16 protein-coding genes and 1 pseudogene are annotated in these 16,791 nt (G+C 55.1%); 8 read left to right on the top strand and 9 right to left on the bottom strand.

Going from position 1 to position 16,791, the window contains the following annotated elements:
- Positions 1-159: 159 nt before the first annotated feature.
- The 3 genes from HF679_RS10730 to HF679_RS10720 all read right to left on the bottom strand — a co-directional run bounded on the left by HF679_RS10730 (position 160) and on the right by HF679_RS10720 (position 4,858).
- On the bottom strand, positions 160-1,422 hold the full coding sequence (locus tag HF679_RS10730; RefSeq protein ID WP_154143416.1) for an anaerobic sulfatase maturase: 1,263 nt from the start codon (positions 1,420-1,422) through the stop codon (positions 160-162).
- Positions 1,423-1,498: 76 nt separating this feature from the next.
- On the bottom strand, positions 1,499-3,187 hold the full coding sequence (locus tag HF679_RS10725) for an arylsulfatase (protein WP_123756101.1): 1,689 nt from the start codon (positions 3,185-3,187) through the stop codon (positions 1,499-1,501).
- 432 nt (positions 3,188-3,619) lie between these two features.
- Positions 3,620-4,858 (bottom strand): oligosaccharide MFS transporter, encoded by a 1,239-nt coding sequence (locus HF679_RS10720; protein WP_123756102.1) that lies wholly within the window; start codon positions 4,856-4,858, stop codon positions 3,620-3,622.
- A 403-nt stretch (positions 4,859-5,261) separates the two neighbouring features.
- Between HF679_RS10720 and HF679_RS10715 the strand changes: the two genes are divergently transcribed.
- Together HF679_RS10715 and HF679_RS10710 are read left to right on the top strand one after the other, a co-directional pair.
- Positions 5,262-5,645 (top strand): biofilm formation regulator BssR, encoded by a 384-nt coding sequence (locus HF679_RS10715; RefSeq protein WP_123756243.1) that lies wholly within the window; start codon positions 5,262-5,264, stop codon positions 5,643-5,645.
- A 126-nt stretch (positions 5,646-5,771) separates the two neighbouring features.
- On the top strand, positions 5,772-6,905 hold the full coding sequence (locus HF679_RS10710; protein WP_370462469.1) for a PQQ-dependent sugar dehydrogenase: 1,134 nt from the start codon (positions 5,772-5,774) through the stop codon (positions 6,903-6,905).
- Here HF679_RS10710 and HF679_RS10705 read toward each other — a convergent pair.
- Complete coding sequence (locus tag HF679_RS10705; RefSeq protein ID WP_187042957.1) at positions 6,866-7,492, bottom strand: glutathione S-transferase family protein; 627 nt, start codon at positions 7,490-7,492, stop codon at positions 6,866-6,868. The genes HF679_RS10710 and HF679_RS10705 overlap by 40 nt on opposite strands.
- 486 nt (positions 7,493-7,978) lie before the next feature.
- Between HF679_RS10705 and HF679_RS10700 the strand changes: the two genes are divergently transcribed.
- The 3 genes and pseudogenes from HF679_RS10700 to HF679_RS10690 form a co-directional block, all read left to right on the top strand.
- Complete coding sequence (locus HF679_RS10700) at positions 7,979-8,278, top strand: hypothetical protein (protein ID WP_123756105.1); 300 nt, start codon at positions 7,979-7,981, stop codon at positions 8,276-8,278.
- A gap of 397 nt (positions 8,279-8,675) precedes the next feature.
- The gene (locus HF679_RS10695; protein WP_154143414.1) at positions 8,676-8,834 is read left to right on the top strand and encodes a hypothetical protein; all 159 of its coding nucleotides are present in this window, start codon (positions 8,676-8,678) and stop codon (positions 8,832-8,834) included.
- Positions 8,835-8,837: 3 nt separating this feature from the next.
- Positions 8,838-9,146, top strand: a pseudogene (locus HF679_RS10690) (MliC family protein); the annotation flags it as partial.
- A 194-nt stretch (positions 9,147-9,340) separates the two neighbouring features.
- On the opposite strand, the gene HF679_RS10685 reads toward HF679_RS10690, so the two are convergent.
- Positions 9,341-9,733 (bottom strand): hypothetical protein, encoded by a 393-nt coding sequence (locus HF679_RS10685; RefSeq protein ID WP_148060394.1) that lies wholly within the window; start codon positions 9,731-9,733, stop codon positions 9,341-9,343.
- Between the two features lie 84 nt (positions 9,734-9,817).
- Between HF679_RS10685 and dacC the strand changes: the two genes are divergently transcribed.
- Positions 9,818-11,020: a serine-type D-Ala-D-Ala carboxypeptidase gene (gene dacC / locus HF679_RS10680; RefSeq protein ID WP_123756107.1), complete on the top strand. Its 1,203-nt coding sequence runs from the start codon at positions 9,818-9,820 to the stop codon at positions 11,018-11,020.
- A gap of 28 nt (positions 11,021-11,048) precedes the next feature.
- On the opposite strand, the gene deoR is transcribed toward dacC, so the two are convergent.
- Both deoR and ybjG read right to left on the bottom strand, forming a co-directional pair.
- Positions 11,049-11,807 (bottom strand): DNA-binding transcriptional repressor DeoR, encoded by a 759-nt coding sequence (gene deoR / locus HF679_RS10675; protein ID WP_123756108.1) that lies wholly within the window; start codon positions 11,805-11,807, stop codon positions 11,049-11,051.
- Between the two features lie 70 nt (positions 11,808-11,877).
- The gene (gene ybjG, locus HF679_RS10670; protein ID WP_123756109.1) at positions 11,878-12,471 is read right to left on the bottom strand and encodes an undecaprenyl-diphosphate phosphatase; all 594 of its coding nucleotides are present in this window, start codon (positions 12,469-12,471) and stop codon (positions 11,878-11,880) included.
- Between the two features lie 320 nt (positions 12,472-12,791).
- On the opposite strand from ybjG, the gene HF679_RS10665 reads away from it, so the two are divergent.
- On the top strand, positions 12,792-14,030 hold the full coding sequence (locus HF679_RS10665; protein ID WP_123756110.1) for an MFS transporter: 1,239 nt from the start codon (positions 12,792-12,794) through the stop codon (positions 14,028-14,030).
- A 46-nt stretch (positions 14,031-14,076) separates the two neighbouring features.
- Here HF679_RS10665 and HF679_RS10660 read toward each other — a convergent pair whose 3' ends face one another.
- Positions 14,077-14,889, bottom strand: coding sequence for a Cof-type HAD-IIB family hydrolase (locus tag HF679_RS10660; protein WP_123756111.1), 813 nt, complete (start codon positions 14,887-14,889; stop codon positions 14,077-14,079).
- Entirely contained in the window at positions 14,889-16,091 is a 1,203-nt protein-coding gene (locus tag HF679_RS10655) for an MFS transporter (RefSeq protein WP_123756112.1), read from the bottom strand. The genes HF679_RS10660 and HF679_RS10655 overlap by 1 nt, the downstream gene beginning before the upstream one ends.
- Before the next feature lie 151 nt (positions 16,092-16,242).
- Between HF679_RS10655 and HF679_RS10650 the strand changes: the two genes are divergently transcribed.
- Complete coding sequence (locus HF679_RS10650; RefSeq protein WP_123756113.1) at positions 16,243-16,788, top strand: TetR/AcrR family transcriptional regulator; 546 nt, start codon at positions 16,243-16,245, stop codon at positions 16,786-16,788.
- Positions 16,789-16,791: the final 3 nt, after the last annotated feature.

Raw genomic sequence — 16,791 nt, 5'->3', positions numbered from 1 at the left:
CTATGCCTTGATTGTCGTTTCTAGCCCCCTATGAGCGGCAAAAGACGAATAAAGACGTAACCTCACAGCAGATAACAAGAAAGCCGCTGCAATAATAGTCAGCGCGCGGCTAAAAGCGCGGCGCGATGCGGGGATCGCTGCCGCGTGGGTGGCCGGGAGCTATTTCAGCATGGCGGCGATTTTCTCCAGCGTCGGGGTGACCGACGCGTAAAAGTGGCGAAAGCCCGGGCACAGATAGTTGAGGCCCTCTTCACCATCCGGGGCGCGCACGATGCGATTTTTCGGGCACTCTCCCCAGCACAGATTCAGATGCGGGCAGGATTTGCAGTAGGCGGGCAGGGTCTCTTTTTTGCCCATACCGAATACTTTTTGCCGTTCAGAAAAGACCATATGCGCCAGTTTGTGGGCGCGGATGTTCCCCAGTTTGTACTCGGGGTAGACGTAGTGATCGCAGGAATAGACGTCGCCGTTTTTCTCAATGGCCAGCGCTTTGCCGCAAAACGGTGCGGTGATGCACAACTGAGAAGGCAGTCCCATGGTTTGTACCACCGCGGTTTCAAACAGATTAACCTGTACGCGGCCTAAATCGTGGGTGACCCAGTCATCAAAGGTTGCGGTCAGAAAATGGCCCCAGTCCTCCGGGTCAACGGACCAGTCGGTGACGATGGAGTCGAGATCCCCCGGTTTAGCCCGCCGGCTGCCGGTCAGCGGAATGGTGTCGTCCTGCCAGAACTGCGGGGCCGTGGTTTTAAACTCCGCCGCCTCCACGCAGGGGGTGAACTGAATATAGGTCGCCCCAAGTTCCTGAGTCAGGAACCGGTAGACCTCGTGGGGAAAACGGGCATTGACACGGTTGATCACCGCCAGCGCGTTGAAAGGCACCTGATGACGCTTGAGGGCGGCAATGCCTTCCATCACTTTATCAAAGGTGGGCTTGCCGCTGCGGGTTACGCGAAAACGGTCATGGAGCTCGCGCGGGCCATCAATGGAGACCCCCACAAGGAAGTTATGCGCTTTTAAAAACGCCGCCCACTGGTCGTTGATCAACACGCCATTGGTCTGCAGATCGTTCTCAATACGCTGATGTTTTGGCTGATATTTCTTTTGCAGCGCCACCACCTTATGGAAAAAATCCAGCCCCATCAGGGTCGGTTCTCCCCCTTGCCAGGAGAAGATGATCTCCTCGCCATCCTGGCTTTGAATATACTGGCGGATAAAGTTTTCCAGAACCTCGTCGCTCATCCCCCTATCGTGCGGCTGGTGCAGCAGCTGCTCTTTGTGCAGATAAAAGCAGTACTGGCAGTCAAGATTACAGGTTGAACCGCTGGGTTTCGCCATCACGTGGTAGCGCCGTTTATAGGCGGGAAGATATCGCCCTTCATTCTGTAACGGCGTCAGAGGGATCTCGGTGCTTTTTTTCATCAACCCTAACCTGTGTCATGGAGCGTCTGAAGTAAAAAAGGCCCGGGGAGCGAACGCCGCGGGCCGGACCGTGATGTTAGTTACCGGTAGGCATGCTTAGCTGGAAACCTTCGTTCTGCAGCTGATCGCGCACGTTTTTGAAACGCTCATACTGAGATAGCGTGATCGGGCCATTGTAGGTTTCGCTCTGCGCTTTACGCGGCGGATACTGGACATAGGTTTTCATCAGATTTGAGATGGCCTCATTGAAGGTCACCAGCGTCCAGGTGTGCTCGGTATAGTTGTTCATAAAGATGTCGTAACGTTCCTGCGGATCCTGCCAGAGGTCAAAAATCTGCGGCACGGTGGCGACATAAGACTCCGGTCCTTTCCATCCGAGGTTCGCGTCAACCGCCAGGCCGCCGGTTTTGGCGCCGTCGTCGCCGCGCAGGTTAAATACCGCCTTATAGTGCCCGACGCGTGCGGCCCCCGGGGTCAGTTCGTTTTCCGTAAAGTAGAACCATGACGTCCGTGGATCTTTGCCGGTACCGAACAGCACCGGGGAGATGTCGTAACTGTCAAAGATAATGGGCTGACCGGCGCGGTCCTTGTCCGGAAGTTTAATACCGGCTACGGAAGCAAAGGTGGCCATCAGATCCAGGCCCCCGACGATGTCGTAGTTGCGGCTATGGTCTTTAATTTTCCCAGGCCACCAGGCAATAGCCGGAACGCGACTGCCGCCTTCACGATCGGTGCCCTTGGTACCACGGAACGGCGTGTAGCCGGCGTCAGGATAGACATCCTGCCAGGCGCCGTTATCAGTGGTCCAGATCACGAGGGTGTCTTTATCGAGGCCCAGTTCACGCAGCTTATCCATGATGTGGCCGACGCGGGCGTCCATCTCTACCATCGAATCCGCATACTTGCTCTTCGACATCGATTTACCAATGTAATCAGGATCGGGCATGTTCGGCTGGTGGTTCTTCATGAAGTTAATGCTCATAAAGAACGGTTCCGTCGATTTGGCATTGGCCGTCAGGTAATCCAGCGAGGCTTTTTCGACGTAGCGATCGTAGAACGGAATGCCGATCACCCCTTCTTTGCCATCGATCACCGGGGTGTTGACGTACTGGCCGTTGATTTTGAAGTCTTCGGTCGGGGCTTCACCGGCTTTCCCTGAGAGGGCACCGCGGGTGACGCGAGCAAACATGTCACGCAATTTCGGGTCCATATCCGGGAACCACGTGGGGTCGGCGTAGGTGTAAGCATTGAGGTGATACAGGCCGACATACTTCATTTCGTCGTAGCCCTGGGCATTGGGCAGGGCATAGTCGGCTTCGCCGAGGTGCCATTTACCGGTGAAGAAGGTTTTGTATCCGCCGGTTTTCAGCACCGATGCCAGGGTCCACTCTTCTTTCGGCAGGCCGCCGCCCTGGCCCTGGAAGGCCACGGTGGTCATCCCGCTGCGGTTAGGGATCCGTCCGGTTTGCATGGCGGCACGGCCAGGGGTACTGCTGGGCTGACCATAAAAGTCAAAGAAGGTCATCCCTTCATCGGCCATTCGGTCGAGGTTGGGGGTCGGCATACCGCGACCTTCGCCCCCGCCATACACGCCGAGATCGCCGTAGCCGGTATCGTCTGAGACGATCAAAATGATGTTAGGTTTCTTTGCTGATTCACCGTTTTGGGCCGTACTGTTTTGATCGGCGGCCCGCACAGCGCCATAGGGTAAGAGAGAGCCGGCGGCGAACGCCAGCACCCCTATACCCTTATATGTTTTATTCATGTTTTTCCCCACCACAGTTGCATTTGATAATGAGTATTATTTAACGCTGTCCGGGATGCCTAAGATGAATCAGTTCAATACCCCAACGTAGCCATGAAATAATCGGCATCTTATTTAGTGTCCGGGCAAACGTTGTAAGTGAAGTTGATATTGATAAAAAATGCCAGGACCCCCGGTTACCCCCTGGACGAGAACAGACCAAAGTGCTTCAGGCCTTGTCCTGTGCGGATTTGGCGGGTTTTTATAGCGGGATGGAGGGTAAAATAAACGCTGGAATTGGAATTAATTCAGGAAAACGAAGCGTTATAATAAGCGTATTTTTTTGTCATCAAATATTTCGTCATTAATAAATGCCGAGCGATTTCAGCCGCATTGAATAATATTTTTAAATTATCAACAACGGCCCCGGGAGGGTTTCCCGGGGCCTGATAGTCAGGAAGAGGTGACGTTGCCTGCCGGTGCAGCGCCGGGGGCGGTGGGCTCGCGCTTGTCCCGCAAGGTGAAAATCGAGATCAGGGTAAACAGACCGGCGATGCTGCCGAGAATGTAATAGGTATGGGCGAAACCGATGGTGTCGTACAGGTAACCCGCCAGCGGTGAGTAAATCGCGGTGGCAATAGAGGCCACGAAAAGCACCAGCAAATAGACCGTCGAGGAGAGTTTATGGTCGAAGTTGGCGGCGATAAATTTGAATACCGACACCAGGATCAGCGGTTTTTCCAGCGCGTGCATCATTTTCACCGCGCCGATCCATACCGGGCCAAGCGGGATGGCGGAACCCACGATGCGCACAGACATAATCAGTCCGGCAATAATCAGCGCCCACTTAGCCCCGGTGCGGTTAACAAACCACGGCATCAGGCATAAAAAGAGCGTTTCGCCACAGACCTGAATCGACGCCAGAATACCGTACCAGCGGTTGCCTTCTTCCGGGGTAGGGAACTGGAGTGAAAAGTACTGGGCAAACTGCTGATCGTAGGTGTCGTAAATCTGGGTGACGAACAGGGTGAAGATCAGCAGCATCCAGAACTGACCATTTTTCGCCAGCTCCAGCGCATGGGAGACCTTCAGCGCGCTGGTTTTTTGGATCTCCTCCTCGGTGAGCTCGATTTTGGTCAGCATAAAACAGATGGCGGCAATAACGATGGCAATACTGGCCAGCCAGAAGGCGAGGTTCGGGTTGCTGTCGATATACTTGCCGACAATCCAGGCGGCGGCGGCCCAGCCCAGCGACCCCCACATCCGCACCCGGCCATATTCAAAGTGATAGCGGCGAGAGATTTTGTCGATATACGAATCGATCACCCCGCAGCCGGAGTTAAAAATCATCCCCAGGTAGATACCGCCCAGTAAGGCACCCAGCCAGAAGCTATGGACCAGCAGCGGAGCGTACAGATAGATAAAGAACGGCCCGACCGGCAACAGCATGGCCAGCAGGATCCAGATAAGCCGCTTTTTCAGGCCAAATTTGTCGGCAATAAAGCCGAAAAACGGCTGCATCAGCAGGGCGATAAAGGCGTTAACGGAGTACAGCAGACCGGTTTTGGTGGCGCTGATCCCAAGATGCTGGGTGGTCCAGATAACAAAGAACGCCATGGTCGATGACCAGGCGAATAAATAGAGGAAATCGAAAAGACTCAACAAGACGTAGTTTCTTTTGCCGGGCGTCATGATTTCAGTTCCTTCAGGCGGATCGCGGTTATGTTACAGCCCTAAGCTGTAGGGTGTGTTTTTTATTAAGTGTTATACGTAATACATTTGCGATGCTGATATGACACCCGGAAAAGAATTTGATCAATTTCTATGGTGTTAATTTGTGATGTAACCGGCAATAAATAGCATTTTAATGATTTTTACGTAGTCATCATCCCTCTTGATTGCATGTGTTACGTATAACATTTTTTGTTTTATTGGCGTATCTTAACGGCGCAGTGGCGTGCGACAGAGGATAACCATCTTTTTAACATTGTAAATGATGTTAATTAACCGGAATGATTGACCTCGCGCATCTTTCTGCGCAAAAAATAACCATATTATGATCGTGAACATGGACAACAACAGAGGAGGAACCATGATGAACGTTGACAGACGCTACCGTAACCTTCTGAATAAGCTGAGTAATGCCAGTATCGATCTTGATGCTTATTTGCAGCTACGCAAAGCGAAGGGCTATATGTCAGTCAGCGAAAATGAGCATCTGCGGGATAACTTGTTTGAACTCTGCCGTGAAATGCGTGAATACGGAGCGCAATTGCGGGATGCCCTCGCGCCGGAAGAGAAGGATGCCTTCCGTTCTGCGGGTGAAGCCGTCGCCTCTGCGGCGATCTGCTTGATGAGCGGGCGCCATGACTGCCCGTCGTATATCGCGGTGAACGTCGAGATGCTGGAACGCTACCTGGCAGCGTTGTCGCTGAATATTCATAAACTGAATAAGTTGGCGGCAGCAAGCCACGCCTGATCGTCAGGGGGAGTTGAGCTCCCCCTGTTTAATGTTATGTAAAAATCCCTTCCTGATGCGCCTCGCTGGCTACCCTTATCGAATTGCTGACAAAAGGAGTATGCCATGCGCCAGACCGTTATTCTGATGACGATAGCCACGCTCTGCTTTCCCGCGGTGACCCTCGCCGAAAAGGTCCGCGTCGAGGTATTGCAAAATCAACTGGATCACCCGTGGGCGCTGGCATTTCTGCCCGATGACCGGGGAATGCTCATTACCCTGCGCGGCGGCGAACTGAAGCGCTGGCGCCAGGGCGAGGGGCTTTCAGCGGCGATATCCGGAGTGCCGCAGGTGTGGGCCAACGGCCAGGGCGGACTGCTGGATGTCGCGCTGGCCCCCGATTTTGCCCAATCCCGGCGGGTGTGGCTCAGTTATGCCGAAGCCGGAGAAGAGGGCAAAGCCGGCACCGCTGTCGGGTATGGCCGCCTGAGTGACGATGAGCGGCGGCTGGAAAATTTTCGCGTGGTATTCCGCCAGCAGCCGAAGCTCTCCACCGGCAACCATTTTGGCGGACGGTTGGTGTTTGACGGCAAGGGCTATCTGTTTATTGGACTGGGGGAAAATAACCAGCGAGCCACGGCGCAGGATCTGGACAAGCTACAGGGTAAGGTGGTGCGCCTGACCGAAGACGGTCGCGTGCCGGACGATAATCCGTTTGTCGGCAGAGCCGGTGCCAGAGCCGAGATCTGGTCTTATGGTATTCGCAACCCGCAGGGGATGGCGATGAACCCGTGGAGTCATACCCTGTGGCTGAATGAACACGGGCCGCGCGGCGGCGATGAGATCAACATTCCACAGAAAGGGAAAAATTACGGCTGGCCGCTGGCGACGCACGGGGTTAACTACAGCGGCCTGGCGATTCCTGAAGCGCAGGGCACCGCAGTTGCCGGCACCGAAGCGCCGCTGTTTGTCTGGAAACAGTCCCCGGCGGTGAGCGGGATGGCATTTTACGATGCGCAGACCTTCCCCCAGTGGCGCAATAAGCTGTTTATCGGGGCGTTGAAGGATCAGTCGTTGATTGTGCTGCGGGTGAACGGCGAAAAGGTGCATGAAGAGGCGCGCCTGCTCGGCGATCGCGGTAAACGTATTCGCGATGTGCGCGTCGGACCCGACGGCTATCTGTATCTTTTAACCGACGAGTCCAACGGCGAACTGCTGAAGGTCAGTCCGGCCACCCAGGATCAGGTTACCGGGATCACCACCACATCGCGCCATGCCTGACGCTCGTACAGCTGCTGGTACCAGCGCTGCAGGTGCGGGCGCGGCTGCCAGCTGTCGACGATCGACAGCAGGTTGTAGACAAAGGGGGCCACGGCAATGTCGCCGAGACCAAACTGCTCGCCGGACAGCCAGGCGGTGGTCGCCAGTTCATCATCGAGGATAGCAAACAGCTCTTCACAGGCGGCAATGGCGGCAGCGATAGCCGCCGGGTCACGTTTCTCCACCGGCGTTCGCACCAGCCCCATCAGCACCGGACGGTGGGCCGGAGAAAGCGAACCGTTCGCCCAGTCCATCCATTTGTCGCTCCGGGTACGCTGCAGGGGAGAGGCGACCCACAGACGTTCCTGACCATATTCCGCCGCCAGATAGCGAATAATGGCATTCGATTCCCACAGTACCAGGCCGTTAGCGTCATCTTTCAGGAGCGGCACCAGGCCATTCGGGTTCATCGCCAGAAACTCAGGGTCGTGGTTGAGACCAAATTCCAGCCCGGCGGGGATCTGCTGATAAGGAAGTTCCAGCTCTGCCAGCACCCAGCGCACTTTTTTCACATTCGTCGAATTATTTCTGCCCCACAGCGTAATCATATCGGTTCCTGTCTGTTATTGAGCCAACATTGCAGCATGGTGAACCGCCATGTTGGAATAAAGCGCATATTCCGGCAAGTGCTTTTATTTGCCTGTCACGGCGCAACCCGCGCGAACCCTGGGTGTATGGGGCGATACGACCTCGCTTGAGATGGCGAGTATGGCCATGACTGTGGGACTGGCTCATCTCCTTTTTATTTATCCGGGTATCTCGTCATGTCGCCAATAAATGCAAAAGCAATAAGAACAGGCGCAATTTTGAATATTTAAAATAAAATCAAAATCGACTATTCACACTTAACTTTTTTGTTTAACAATATTTGCTGAGCTTATGATTACCTGGATAATATTTTTGGTCGTTGAAACTTGACAGGGATATTAAGGTTGTTCGTTATGACGCTCAGGTTGTTAATTTAAACGACGCCTTATCCAAATAACGCCGGGGCCTGAAAATATCAGGTCGGCATTAATGAAAGAGATGATTTTATGAATAAAACAATTCTGGCTGTAGTTCTCGCGATTGTCGCGGCCCCTACCTTTGCTGGTTCGCATCCGATTGCTCGTACCACCGCGGTCGCGACCTCCGATCACCCCGTCGCCGTGGCGACCGCAACCAGCGGTAATGGCAGCCATCCGGTTGCACGTGGCGCTGCCGTGGCCTCTGCTGACCACCCGGTTGCTGTTGCTGCAGCTACCGGCGATAACGGTAACCATCCGATTGCCCGTACCACCGTGGTCGCGAATTCTGACCATCCTGTTGCCGCTGCGGCAGTGACCGGAAATTAAGATCTTCCCCGGCAGCGATGTCGGGGATAATTCTGGCCCGTCAACCACCCGCGGCCATGCCAGCCCGCCATGTTGTCACCGCCCTCAAATCTGACTGTCGAACCCGAACGTCAGCATTTCTCTGTTTTGATATCACACTTGCGAACCTGCGCGATTTTATTTCCCCAGGCGTCCGACCAGCCTGCAGGGATAATTTATTTCACCCTGATATCGCTCCAATTTTAAACATAATAGCGCCTGAGTCTGTCTGGCATCTTATGTTAGTTTTCGCTGTGGTGGACACCCATGTTCGACGGCATGTTGCGTCAGTTGGCTCGCAGGGGGCATAAGCACCACGCATTAAAACTGGCTCTTCGTCACTGACGGGAGGCAAAGTCAAAACAATCAGGGGCAGAGTATGAAGTTGGGTTTTTTGGCCGGGGCAGTATTAGCAACGTGGTTATCTTTAACCTATCCAACAGAAATGAGAGCGGTGTTTGACAAGTTAACGACGGTATTTGATCAGATTGTGAAACCCGCAGCGACCCATTCGTCCGAGATGGTGACTCCAGAGTAAAAAATGAAAAAGATTATCTGTGTTTTACTTCCGGCTTTGCTGTCTGGATGCAGTTACTACCATCAGTTAGTTGAACAAGGCCAAACCAAAACGCTGGAATATCAGTGCGATGAAACCGCGCTGTTTTTGTGGGAGAACGACACCAAAAAACAGGTCTCTCTGGTGGTCGATGGCGAACCGTTGATCCTCGATGAAGGGTTATCCGCTTCTGGCAAACGCTATTCCGATGGGGTGTATGTGTACTGGGCTGAAGGGGAGCAGGCGACGCTGTATCGACGCGACCGGACGATCCTGCATAACTGTGTTTTACGACCTGAAGCGCAACAGGAGTCTCTCTTTAAGGGGGATTTTTTGAACTGGAATAAAAACCAACCGCCATCAGAATAACCATCGGCCCCGCCCGGGGCCGTGATGCATCTGATCAGTAGAGATAAGCGAACGGCCGTGAGGGATGACCCGGCCACAAAAAATTAAAAATAGCGCTGACGGGTACCAGCGCTGAATGCTTACTGCCCAAACCAGAAAAAACGCGTCCCCAACAGTGGACGACGAAATACTAGAGAATCGGCTGAATAAACGCATCTGCCAAAACGTTTTTTATTAAACGTCCGGGTGGGGAAGTCGCCAGGGGAACGGCGGGGATATGGCGGCAAATAGCGGCCCGGAAGCCAACGTGGCGCCTGAATAAGCAACAATGCCGGTTTCGGCACAAAAGTCAGATGTGCTATGGTATGGGAAGTAAGGTATTGTATTGATTTTATACAATTATTTATCATCGTGGCATAATAACGATAATTTTTAGCCATCATGATCAAAAAAAATGCGCTGTTTTCAGCAGGGAGCGGGGTTATTGCGTAAACTTTAAAAACTTTACCAACTCGCTGTTTCTTTAAGGTCATTTGTACGCTTTACTCACCGGCTGCTGCCGTGCCGGAAGGGTTTTGCGGCATATTTTGTTTGGAAAGGATACTTGGGTGGTTCTTATGACGCGTGATGCTTTTTCCCTACGCGGCCTCGTGGCAGGCTGCGCTCTCCTCGTTCTGGTGGCGCCTGCGGTGCAGGCTGCGGAACAACTCCCTGATGCCCCGTCAATTGATGCTCGTGCCTGGGTTCTGATGGACTATGCCAGCGGCAAAGTGCTCAGCGAAGGCAATGCCGATGAAAAACTCGACCCGGCGAGTCTGACCAAGATCATGACCAGCTATGTGGTCGGGCAGGCGCTGAAGGCGGGCAAAATTAAGTCTACCGATATGGTAACCGTCGGGCGTGATGCCTGGGCGACCGGTAACCCGGCGCTGCGCGGTTCGTCGGTGATGTTCCTCAAGCCGGGCATGCAGGTCTCGGTTGAAGACCTCAATAAAGGGGTCATCATTCAGTCCGGTAACGATGCCAGCATCGCGATCGCTGACTATGTGGCGGGGAGCCAGGACGCCTTTGTCAGCCTGATGAACGGCTACGCGCAGAAAATGGGGCTGACCAATACCACCTTTATGACCGTCCACGGCCTCGATGCGCCAGGCCAGTTCAGTACCGCGCGTGATATGGCGCTGCTGACCAAAGCGATGATCCATGACGTTCCTGAAGAGTACGCCATCCATAAAGAAAAAGAGTTCACGTTCAATAAAATTCGCCAGCCGAACCGCAACCGTCTGCTGTGGAGCTCAAATCTGAACGCCGATGGCGTGAAGACCGGAACCACCGCCGGTGCCGGCTATAACCTGGTCTCTTCGGCAACTCAGGGCGACATGCGACTGATTGCCGTGGTGCTCGGCACGAAGACCGACCGTATTCGCTTTAATGAATCGGAAAAGCTGCTGACCTGGGGCTTCCGCTTCTATGAAACGGTAACGCCGATTAAACCGGATGCCACCTTTATCACCCAGCGGGTCTGGTTTGGTGACAGCAGTGAAGCCAAGCTGGGAGCCGGTGAAGCCGGTTCGATTACGCTGCCACGAGGCCAGCTGAAAAACCTGAAGGCCAGCTATACCCTGAAGGATCCACAGCTGACGGCGCCGCTGACTAAAGGGCAGGTGGTCGGGACTATCGACTTTAAGCTTAACGACAAAACGATCGAACAGCGTCCGCTGATCGTGATGGAAGCCGTTAATGAAGGCGGTTTCTTCAGCCGGATGATGGACTTCGTGCTGATGAAACTGCACGGCTGGTTCGGTAGCTGGTTCTCGTAACCGACAGGCCGCGCCCTGCGGGGCGCGGTCAGTACAGCAGTGAAATCTGTTTTTCTTTTGCCAGTGCCAGCAGGTCGTCATCCGGACAGACATCGCTGGCAATGACGTCAAAACTCGCCAGATCCCCCATCCGCGCCGGCCTGACCTTACCAAACTTACTGTGATCGACCACCAGCACATGATAGCGCGCGCTGCGCATCGCCCATTGCTTTACCGGCAGTTCTTCGAGGTTATAGCAGGTGGCGCCCTGTTCACAGTCGATCCCGGCGGCCGAATAATAGGCGATATCCGGGCACAGATGGCTGAGGGTATCCTGCAGGCTTAGGGGCTTAAAAATCGCGTTGCTGGCGTGAAATTCCCCGCCACATAATATCGCCCGGCACTGCGGTTTCTCCTGCAGCGCCAGAAAGGTGTTCAGCGAATAGCAGACGCCGGTAAAGGGCAGGGCGTTATCGATGGCGTCGATAATCCACGGGGTCGTGGTACCGCAGTCAAAAAAGGCCATCTGATGGGCTTTCAGCAGAGCGGCGGCATGGCGGGCGGCGCGGCGTTTTTCATCCACGAGGCGGGTTTTCTGGTCGCTGAGCAGGTAATGGGTTGCGCTGCGTGGCTCGAGAACAATATAGCCCCCTAATAACACCACCGGGCCATTATGGCCGTTCAGGTCGCGACGAATGGTCATCTCTGACACGCCCAGTAGCGCTGCGGCCTCTTTTAAATGAAGCTTATCGCTGCGCTTGAGCGCCTGAATGAGCTGGCTGATACGTTCATCACGACGTGTTTCCATATACCCTCTAAGCTGAAATCGCCCTGCACTGGCAGGGCGTTAGTGGGCAATTTTACCTGTCGGGAGAGGGTTAGTCACGTACCCAGCCTTTACGAATTGGCAGGGAGAAGCACAGGCGGTATGCCTGCTCGAGGTAGCGATAAAGCCCCTGACCAGCAACCTGCCACAGCAGCCCGGCGGCCAGACAACCACACATCCCGGTGAGCAGACCGCCCACCATATCCAGCGGCCAGTGCACGCCGAGATAGACCCGTGACCAGGCGATTGCAACGGCGGTGGCCATTAACGCGACGCCAGACCACAGGCGATGCCAGAACAAAAAGGCCAGCGCGAAGGTAAAACTGATGGTGCCGTGGTTGCTGGGGAAGGAGTTGTTCGGCGCATGATGTAAAAACTGGTAGCCGGCACCGGCAACAAACGGACGGTCATGAGGGAACAGATGGCCAAATATCCACGAGAGGCTCAGACTGATTGCCAGCGCCAGCGCCACTTTAGATACCAGCTGCCGCTGATTCGGCCCCCAGAGCCACAGCGCCGCCGCCAGCAATGGCACCAGCAAAATCACCTCTTTGGCGATGAAGGTCGCTATTTCGATAGCCCATGCCGGGGAGGCAGGCGTGGCGTTAATTAAGGCGAACAGCGCGTCGTTGATATTTTCCAGCATACGTTCAGGCTCTTGTATCCGATAGCAATAAGCCGCCCACCTTAAGCAGCGGTGGCGATGAGGTAAAGCAGTATTGTCTTAATTGTCAGCAAGTTACAGGAAGAGTGGTGAGGCCGTTTCTTCGCGTACGCGCAGCAGCGATGAGTATATCGCCTGTAACCTAATTGAAATATAAACGAAATAAAGAGAGGTTGAGATAAAACTGGCGGGCCGGCGTGGAAGGGGCTTTGCGCTATTTTGCATTGTCACTCACAATTCACTATCTCCTCAGCACGACTTTCATTAAACTTTGCGCGATTTTTTTTTAAATAAGAGATTGCATGCAGAATTATTCGCTTTCAGGTCGGCGCCTCGGACGGCAGGCGCTGCTATTCCCGTTGTGCCTGGTGTTATACGAATTCTCCACCTATATCGGCAACGATATGATTCAGCCGGGGATGCTGTCGGTGGTGGAAGAGTTCCAGGCCGGCAATGAATGGGTGCCTACCTCAATGACCGCCTATCTCGCCGGCGGCATGTTTTTACAGTGGCTGTTAGGGCCGCTGTCGGATCGTATCGGGCGTCGTCCGGTGATGCTCACCGGGGTGGTGTGGTTTATCGTGACCTGCCTGGCTACCCTGCTGGCGCAAACCATTGAACAATTTACGCTGCTGCGCTTTTTACAGGGCATCAGCCTGTGCTTTATTGGCGCCGTGGGCTACGCCGCGATTCAGGAGTCATTTGAGGAGGCGATGTGTATCAAAATCACCGCCCTGATGGCTAACGTAGCGTTGATTGCGCCGCTGCTCGGCCCGCTGGTGGGGGCTGCATGGGTGCATATTCTGCCGTGGGAGATGATGTTCGTGCTGTTTGCCGTGCTGGCGGCCATTGCGTTTTTCGGTCTTCAGCGGGCGATGCCGGAAACCGCCACCCGCATGGGCGAGAAGCTATCGATGAAAGAACTGGGGCGCGACTATGCCCTGGTGCTGAAGAATCTGCGCTTTGTCGCCGGCTCCCTGGCGATTGGTTTCGTGAGCCTGCCGTTGCTGGCATGGATTGCGCAGTCACCGGTAATTATTATCAGCGGCGAACAGGCCACCAGCTATGAATACGGGCTGCTGCAGGTGCCGATTTTCGGCGCCCTGATTGCCGGTAATCTGGTGCTGGCGCGGCTGACGTCGAAGCGCACGGTGCGATCGCTGATTATTCTCGGCGGCTGGCCGATTTCGCTCGGTCTGCTGCTGGCTGCGGCGGCAACGGTGGTGTCGAGCCATGCCTACCTGTGGATGACCGCCGGACTGAGCGTTTACGCCTTCGGGATTGGTCTGGCAAACGCCGGGCTGGTTCGTCTGACGCTGTTTGCCAGCGATATGAGTAAGGGGACGGTGTCAGCGGCGATGGGGATGCTGCAGATGCTGATTTTTACCGTCGGGATTGAAGTCAGCAAGCATGCCTATGCGCTGGGCGGCAGCGGCGTGTTCAGCCTGTTTAATCTGCTCAGCGGCGTGCTGTGGCTGGCGATGATTGTCTATTTCCTCAAAGACAAAAGCGTAGGAAACGCCAGCGACCCGCAGGCCTGACGTTTCTGGATAATTTCGGGGGCGCGGCGCTGCCCCCGGAACTAGATCAGGCAAACGGCGCTTCGCGATTCAGCACTTTGTCGATGATATGCAGCACACCTTCTTCGTTGTTATGCGGGGCATCGTAGTCCGCCACGGCCTTCACCGGGGCCGCCGCGTTAGCCATCGCAAAGCCAAATCCAGCATGCTGCAACATTTCAATGTCGTTTCCGCTGTCGCCAAACGCCACCACTTCGTGATCCTCAATACCCCAGCGCTGTTGCAGGATGCGCAGACCGTTGGCTTTATGGATGCCGGGAATAATCAGGTCGATGCTGCCGAAACCGGTCGCCACGGCGGTCACCATGTCGCCTAAGGCGGCATGCAGCTGCGGCTGAATGGTCGGGATCAGGCTGTCGGGGACGTTGAGTCCGAACTTCAGAATAACGTCATCGATATGGTTAAAATCATCCACCAGCTGCAGGCGATGGTAATACTTCGCCGCCACCGCTTTCAGCTCGTCGTTATACCTGTTGAGGGTCCAGGCGCTGCGTTTGCCGCAGGCGATGATCTCAATATCCGGCAGCGTCTGCAGATAATCGATCACCGTGTGGAAATGATCTTTCGGCATCTGGCAGTTAAAGACGTCGTCACCGGCGTTGACCACCCAGCCGCCATTTTCGGCGACGAAGGCGATTTCATGGGCGATGTCGGGGAAAAACGAAATCAGCTGGTAATACTGGTTGCCGCTGGCTACCACAAAACGAATATTCTGCTCGCGCATCCGCTGATACTGGCTCAGGAAGCGCTGGCGATTGTAGGTTTTGGCATCGCTTAAGAAGGTGCCGTCCATGTCTACCGCAATCAGTTTGATACTCATCAGCTGTTCTCCATGACAGGTTCATGTTGTGGTTTTGCCACCGCTTTCGCAACCAGCGCCGCCACCATCACCAGACCCAGCACCACCATCATGGCGCTGCGCAGGCCGAAATGTTCGCCGAGGAAGCCGAGCAGCGGCGGCCCGACGAGAAAGGCGAGGTAGCCGGTTATCGCCACCACGCTGACGCGCTTCGGCGCATCGGGGCCGGTATCACTGGCGGCGGAAATCGTCAGCGGGAAGCCAAGCGACGCCCCCAGTCCCCACAGCAGCACTGAAATTCCGGCCACCCATGGGTTATCGACGAAAATAATCAGGCCGATACCCAGGGCGCCCATCACCGCGCTGGCACGTACTACCGTGACCCGGCTGTAGCGGTCGATGAACCAGCCGCCGGTGAAGCGACCGATGGTCATGCCGAGGGTAAAGCCGGCGTAAATCAAGGAGCCAGAGGTTGGGCTGAAGCCGTGACCATCGACCATCAGCAGCGGCAGCCAGTCGTTGGCGGAACCTTCTGCAAAGGCCATCGCCAGCACCACCACGCCAATCAGCAGCAGCTGCACGTCACGCCATACCGGCAACCCTTTTTCTTCATGATGGGCGCTTTCGGCGGCGTTCTGCCCGGTGCCGTCAGGAATGGCGCGGATCGCGATAGCGATAGGGGCGATAGCCACCAGCGCTGCCAGCAGAATATGCGGTGCGGCAGGCAGACCAAAACCGGTCACCGCCATCCCCACGCCGGCGCCAAACAGCGTACCGAAGCTGTAAAAGCCGTGCATCATCGGCAGGACGGTTTTATTCATTTCCCGTTCGACGGCGGCGCCTTCGACGTTAATCGCCACTTCCGCAGAACCGAAGCTGGCACCAAAAATGGCCAGCCCGATGGCAAACAGGGGGGCCGAGGTAAGCCACAGGGCCAGGCTGAGGACCATCATGCCCACGACCGCACAGGACATGGTGGTCCGAATGACTTTGCGGGTTCCGAAGCGCTTAACCAGCCACGCCGAGCACAGAATGCCGCTCATCGAACCAATGGAGAGGCCAAATAACACGATGCCCATTTCCGCCGTCGACAGCGTGAGCAGGTCGCGGATCGCCGGCGTACGAGTGGCCCATGACGCCATCAGTAATCCGGGAATAAAAAAGAACATAAAGAGTGCCCACAGCCGAAGCTGTAAGGCTCTGCGGGAGGTTTGCGCGGTCATTCGTCCATGCCAGTGAATGAGAAGATGAAGACAACAGTAACAAGGTTGTGTACATTTGTACATATTCTTCAGGATGTCTGTTTAGGACAACGTCCGGCATTCGGAGAACGGAATAGCTGCTTATGTATAAACGCGATGAATGAGGAAAACTATGGCCCGTCGACCGAACGATCCGCTGCGCCGGGAGCGTATTTTGCAGGCGACGCTGGAGACTATCGCTACCCACGGGATCCATGCGGTTACGCACCGTAAAATCGCCAGCTGCGCGGAGGTCCCGTTAGGCTCGCTGACCTACTATTTCAGCGGTATCGACGCGCTGATTGAAGAGGCATTTCGCATTTTTACTCGCGATATGTCGGAGCAGTATCAGCAATTTTTTGCCTCGGTCAGCAATCGCGAAGAGGCCTGCGACGCCATTGCCGAGCTGATTTTCAGCGCCCAGGTTACCACCGCGCGGAACATGGAGCTGATGTATCAGCTCTATGCGTTCTGCAGCAGCCAGCCGGCGTTAAAGGCGGTGATGCAGCATTGGATGCGGCGCAGTCAGCAAACTCTGGAGCAGTGGTTTGATCCGCCCACCGCCCGCGGACTGGATGCGTTTATTGAAGGCATGACCCTGCATTTCGTCACGGATAGTGCGCCGCTTACTAAACCGGCGATCCGCCTGATGGTCGGACGAATCGCCGGAGAGGGGTGAGGT

This window comes from Enterobacter sp. JUb54, assembly GCF_014298075.1.
GTDB lineage: Bacteria > Pseudomonadota > Gammaproteobacteria > Enterobacterales > Enterobacteriaceae > Klebsiella > Klebsiella lignicola.
Note: the sequence above shows the minus strand (reverse complement) of the source record. Positions and strands in the feature narration are given on the sequence as shown.

Coding starts and splice junctions, on each gene's coding strand:
- HF679_RS10730 (WP_154143416.1), bottom strand. CDS start 1,422: ATGAAAAAAAGCACCGAGATCCCTCTGACGCCGTTACAGAATGAAGGG.
- HF679_RS10725 (WP_123756101.1), bottom strand. CDS start 3,187: ATGAATAAAACATATAAGGGTATAGGGGTGCTGGCGTTCGCCGCCGGC.
- HF679_RS10720 (WP_123756102.1), bottom strand. CDS start 4,858: ATGACGCCCGGCAAAAGAAACTACGTCTTGTTGAGTCTTTTCGATTTC.
- HF679_RS10715 (WP_123756243.1), top strand. CDS start 5,262: ATGAACGTTGACAGACGCTACCGTAACCTTCTGAATAAGCTGAGTAAT.
- HF679_RS10710 (WP_370462469.1), top strand. CDS start 5,772: ATGACGATAGCCACGCTCTGCTTTCCCGCGGTGACCCTCGCCGAAAAG.
- HF679_RS10705 (WP_187042957.1), bottom strand. CDS start 7,492: ATGATTACGCTGTGGGGCAGAAATAATTCGACGAATGTGAAAAAAGTG.
- HF679_RS10700 (WP_123756105.1), top strand. CDS start 7,979: ATGAATAAAACAATTCTGGCTGTAGTTCTCGCGATTGTCGCGGCCCCT.
- HF679_RS10695 (WP_154143414.1), top strand. CDS start 8,676: ATGAAGTTGGGTTTTTTGGCCGGGGCAGTATTAGCAACGTGGTTATCT.
- HF679_RS10685 (WP_148060394.1), bottom strand. CDS start 9,733: ATGACCTTAAAGAAACAGCGAGTTGGTAAAGTTTTTAAAGTTTACGCA.
- dacC (WP_123756107.1), top strand. CDS start 9,818: ATGACGCGTGATGCTTTTTCCCTACGCGGCCTCGTGGCAGGCTGCGCT.
- deoR (WP_123756108.1), bottom strand. CDS start 11,807: ATGGAAACACGTCGTGATGAACGTATCAGCCAGCTCATTCAGGCGCTC.
- ybjG (WP_123756109.1), bottom strand. CDS start 12,471: ATGCTGGAAAATATCAACGACGCGCTGTTCGCCTTAATTAACGCCACG.
- HF679_RS10665 (WP_123756110.1), top strand. CDS start 12,792: ATGCAGAATTATTCGCTTTCAGGTCGGCGCCTCGGACGGCAGGCGCTG.
- HF679_RS10660 (WP_123756111.1), bottom strand. CDS start 14,889: ATGAGTATCAAACTGATTGCGGTAGACATGGACGGCACCTTCTTAAGC.
- HF679_RS10655 (WP_123756112.1), bottom strand. CDS start 16,091: ATGACCGCGCAAACCTCCCGCAGAGCCTTACAGCTTCGGCTGTGGGCA.
- HF679_RS10650 (WP_123756113.1), top strand. CDS start 16,243: ATGGCCCGTCGACCGAACGATCCGCTGCGCCGGGAGCGTATTTTGCAG.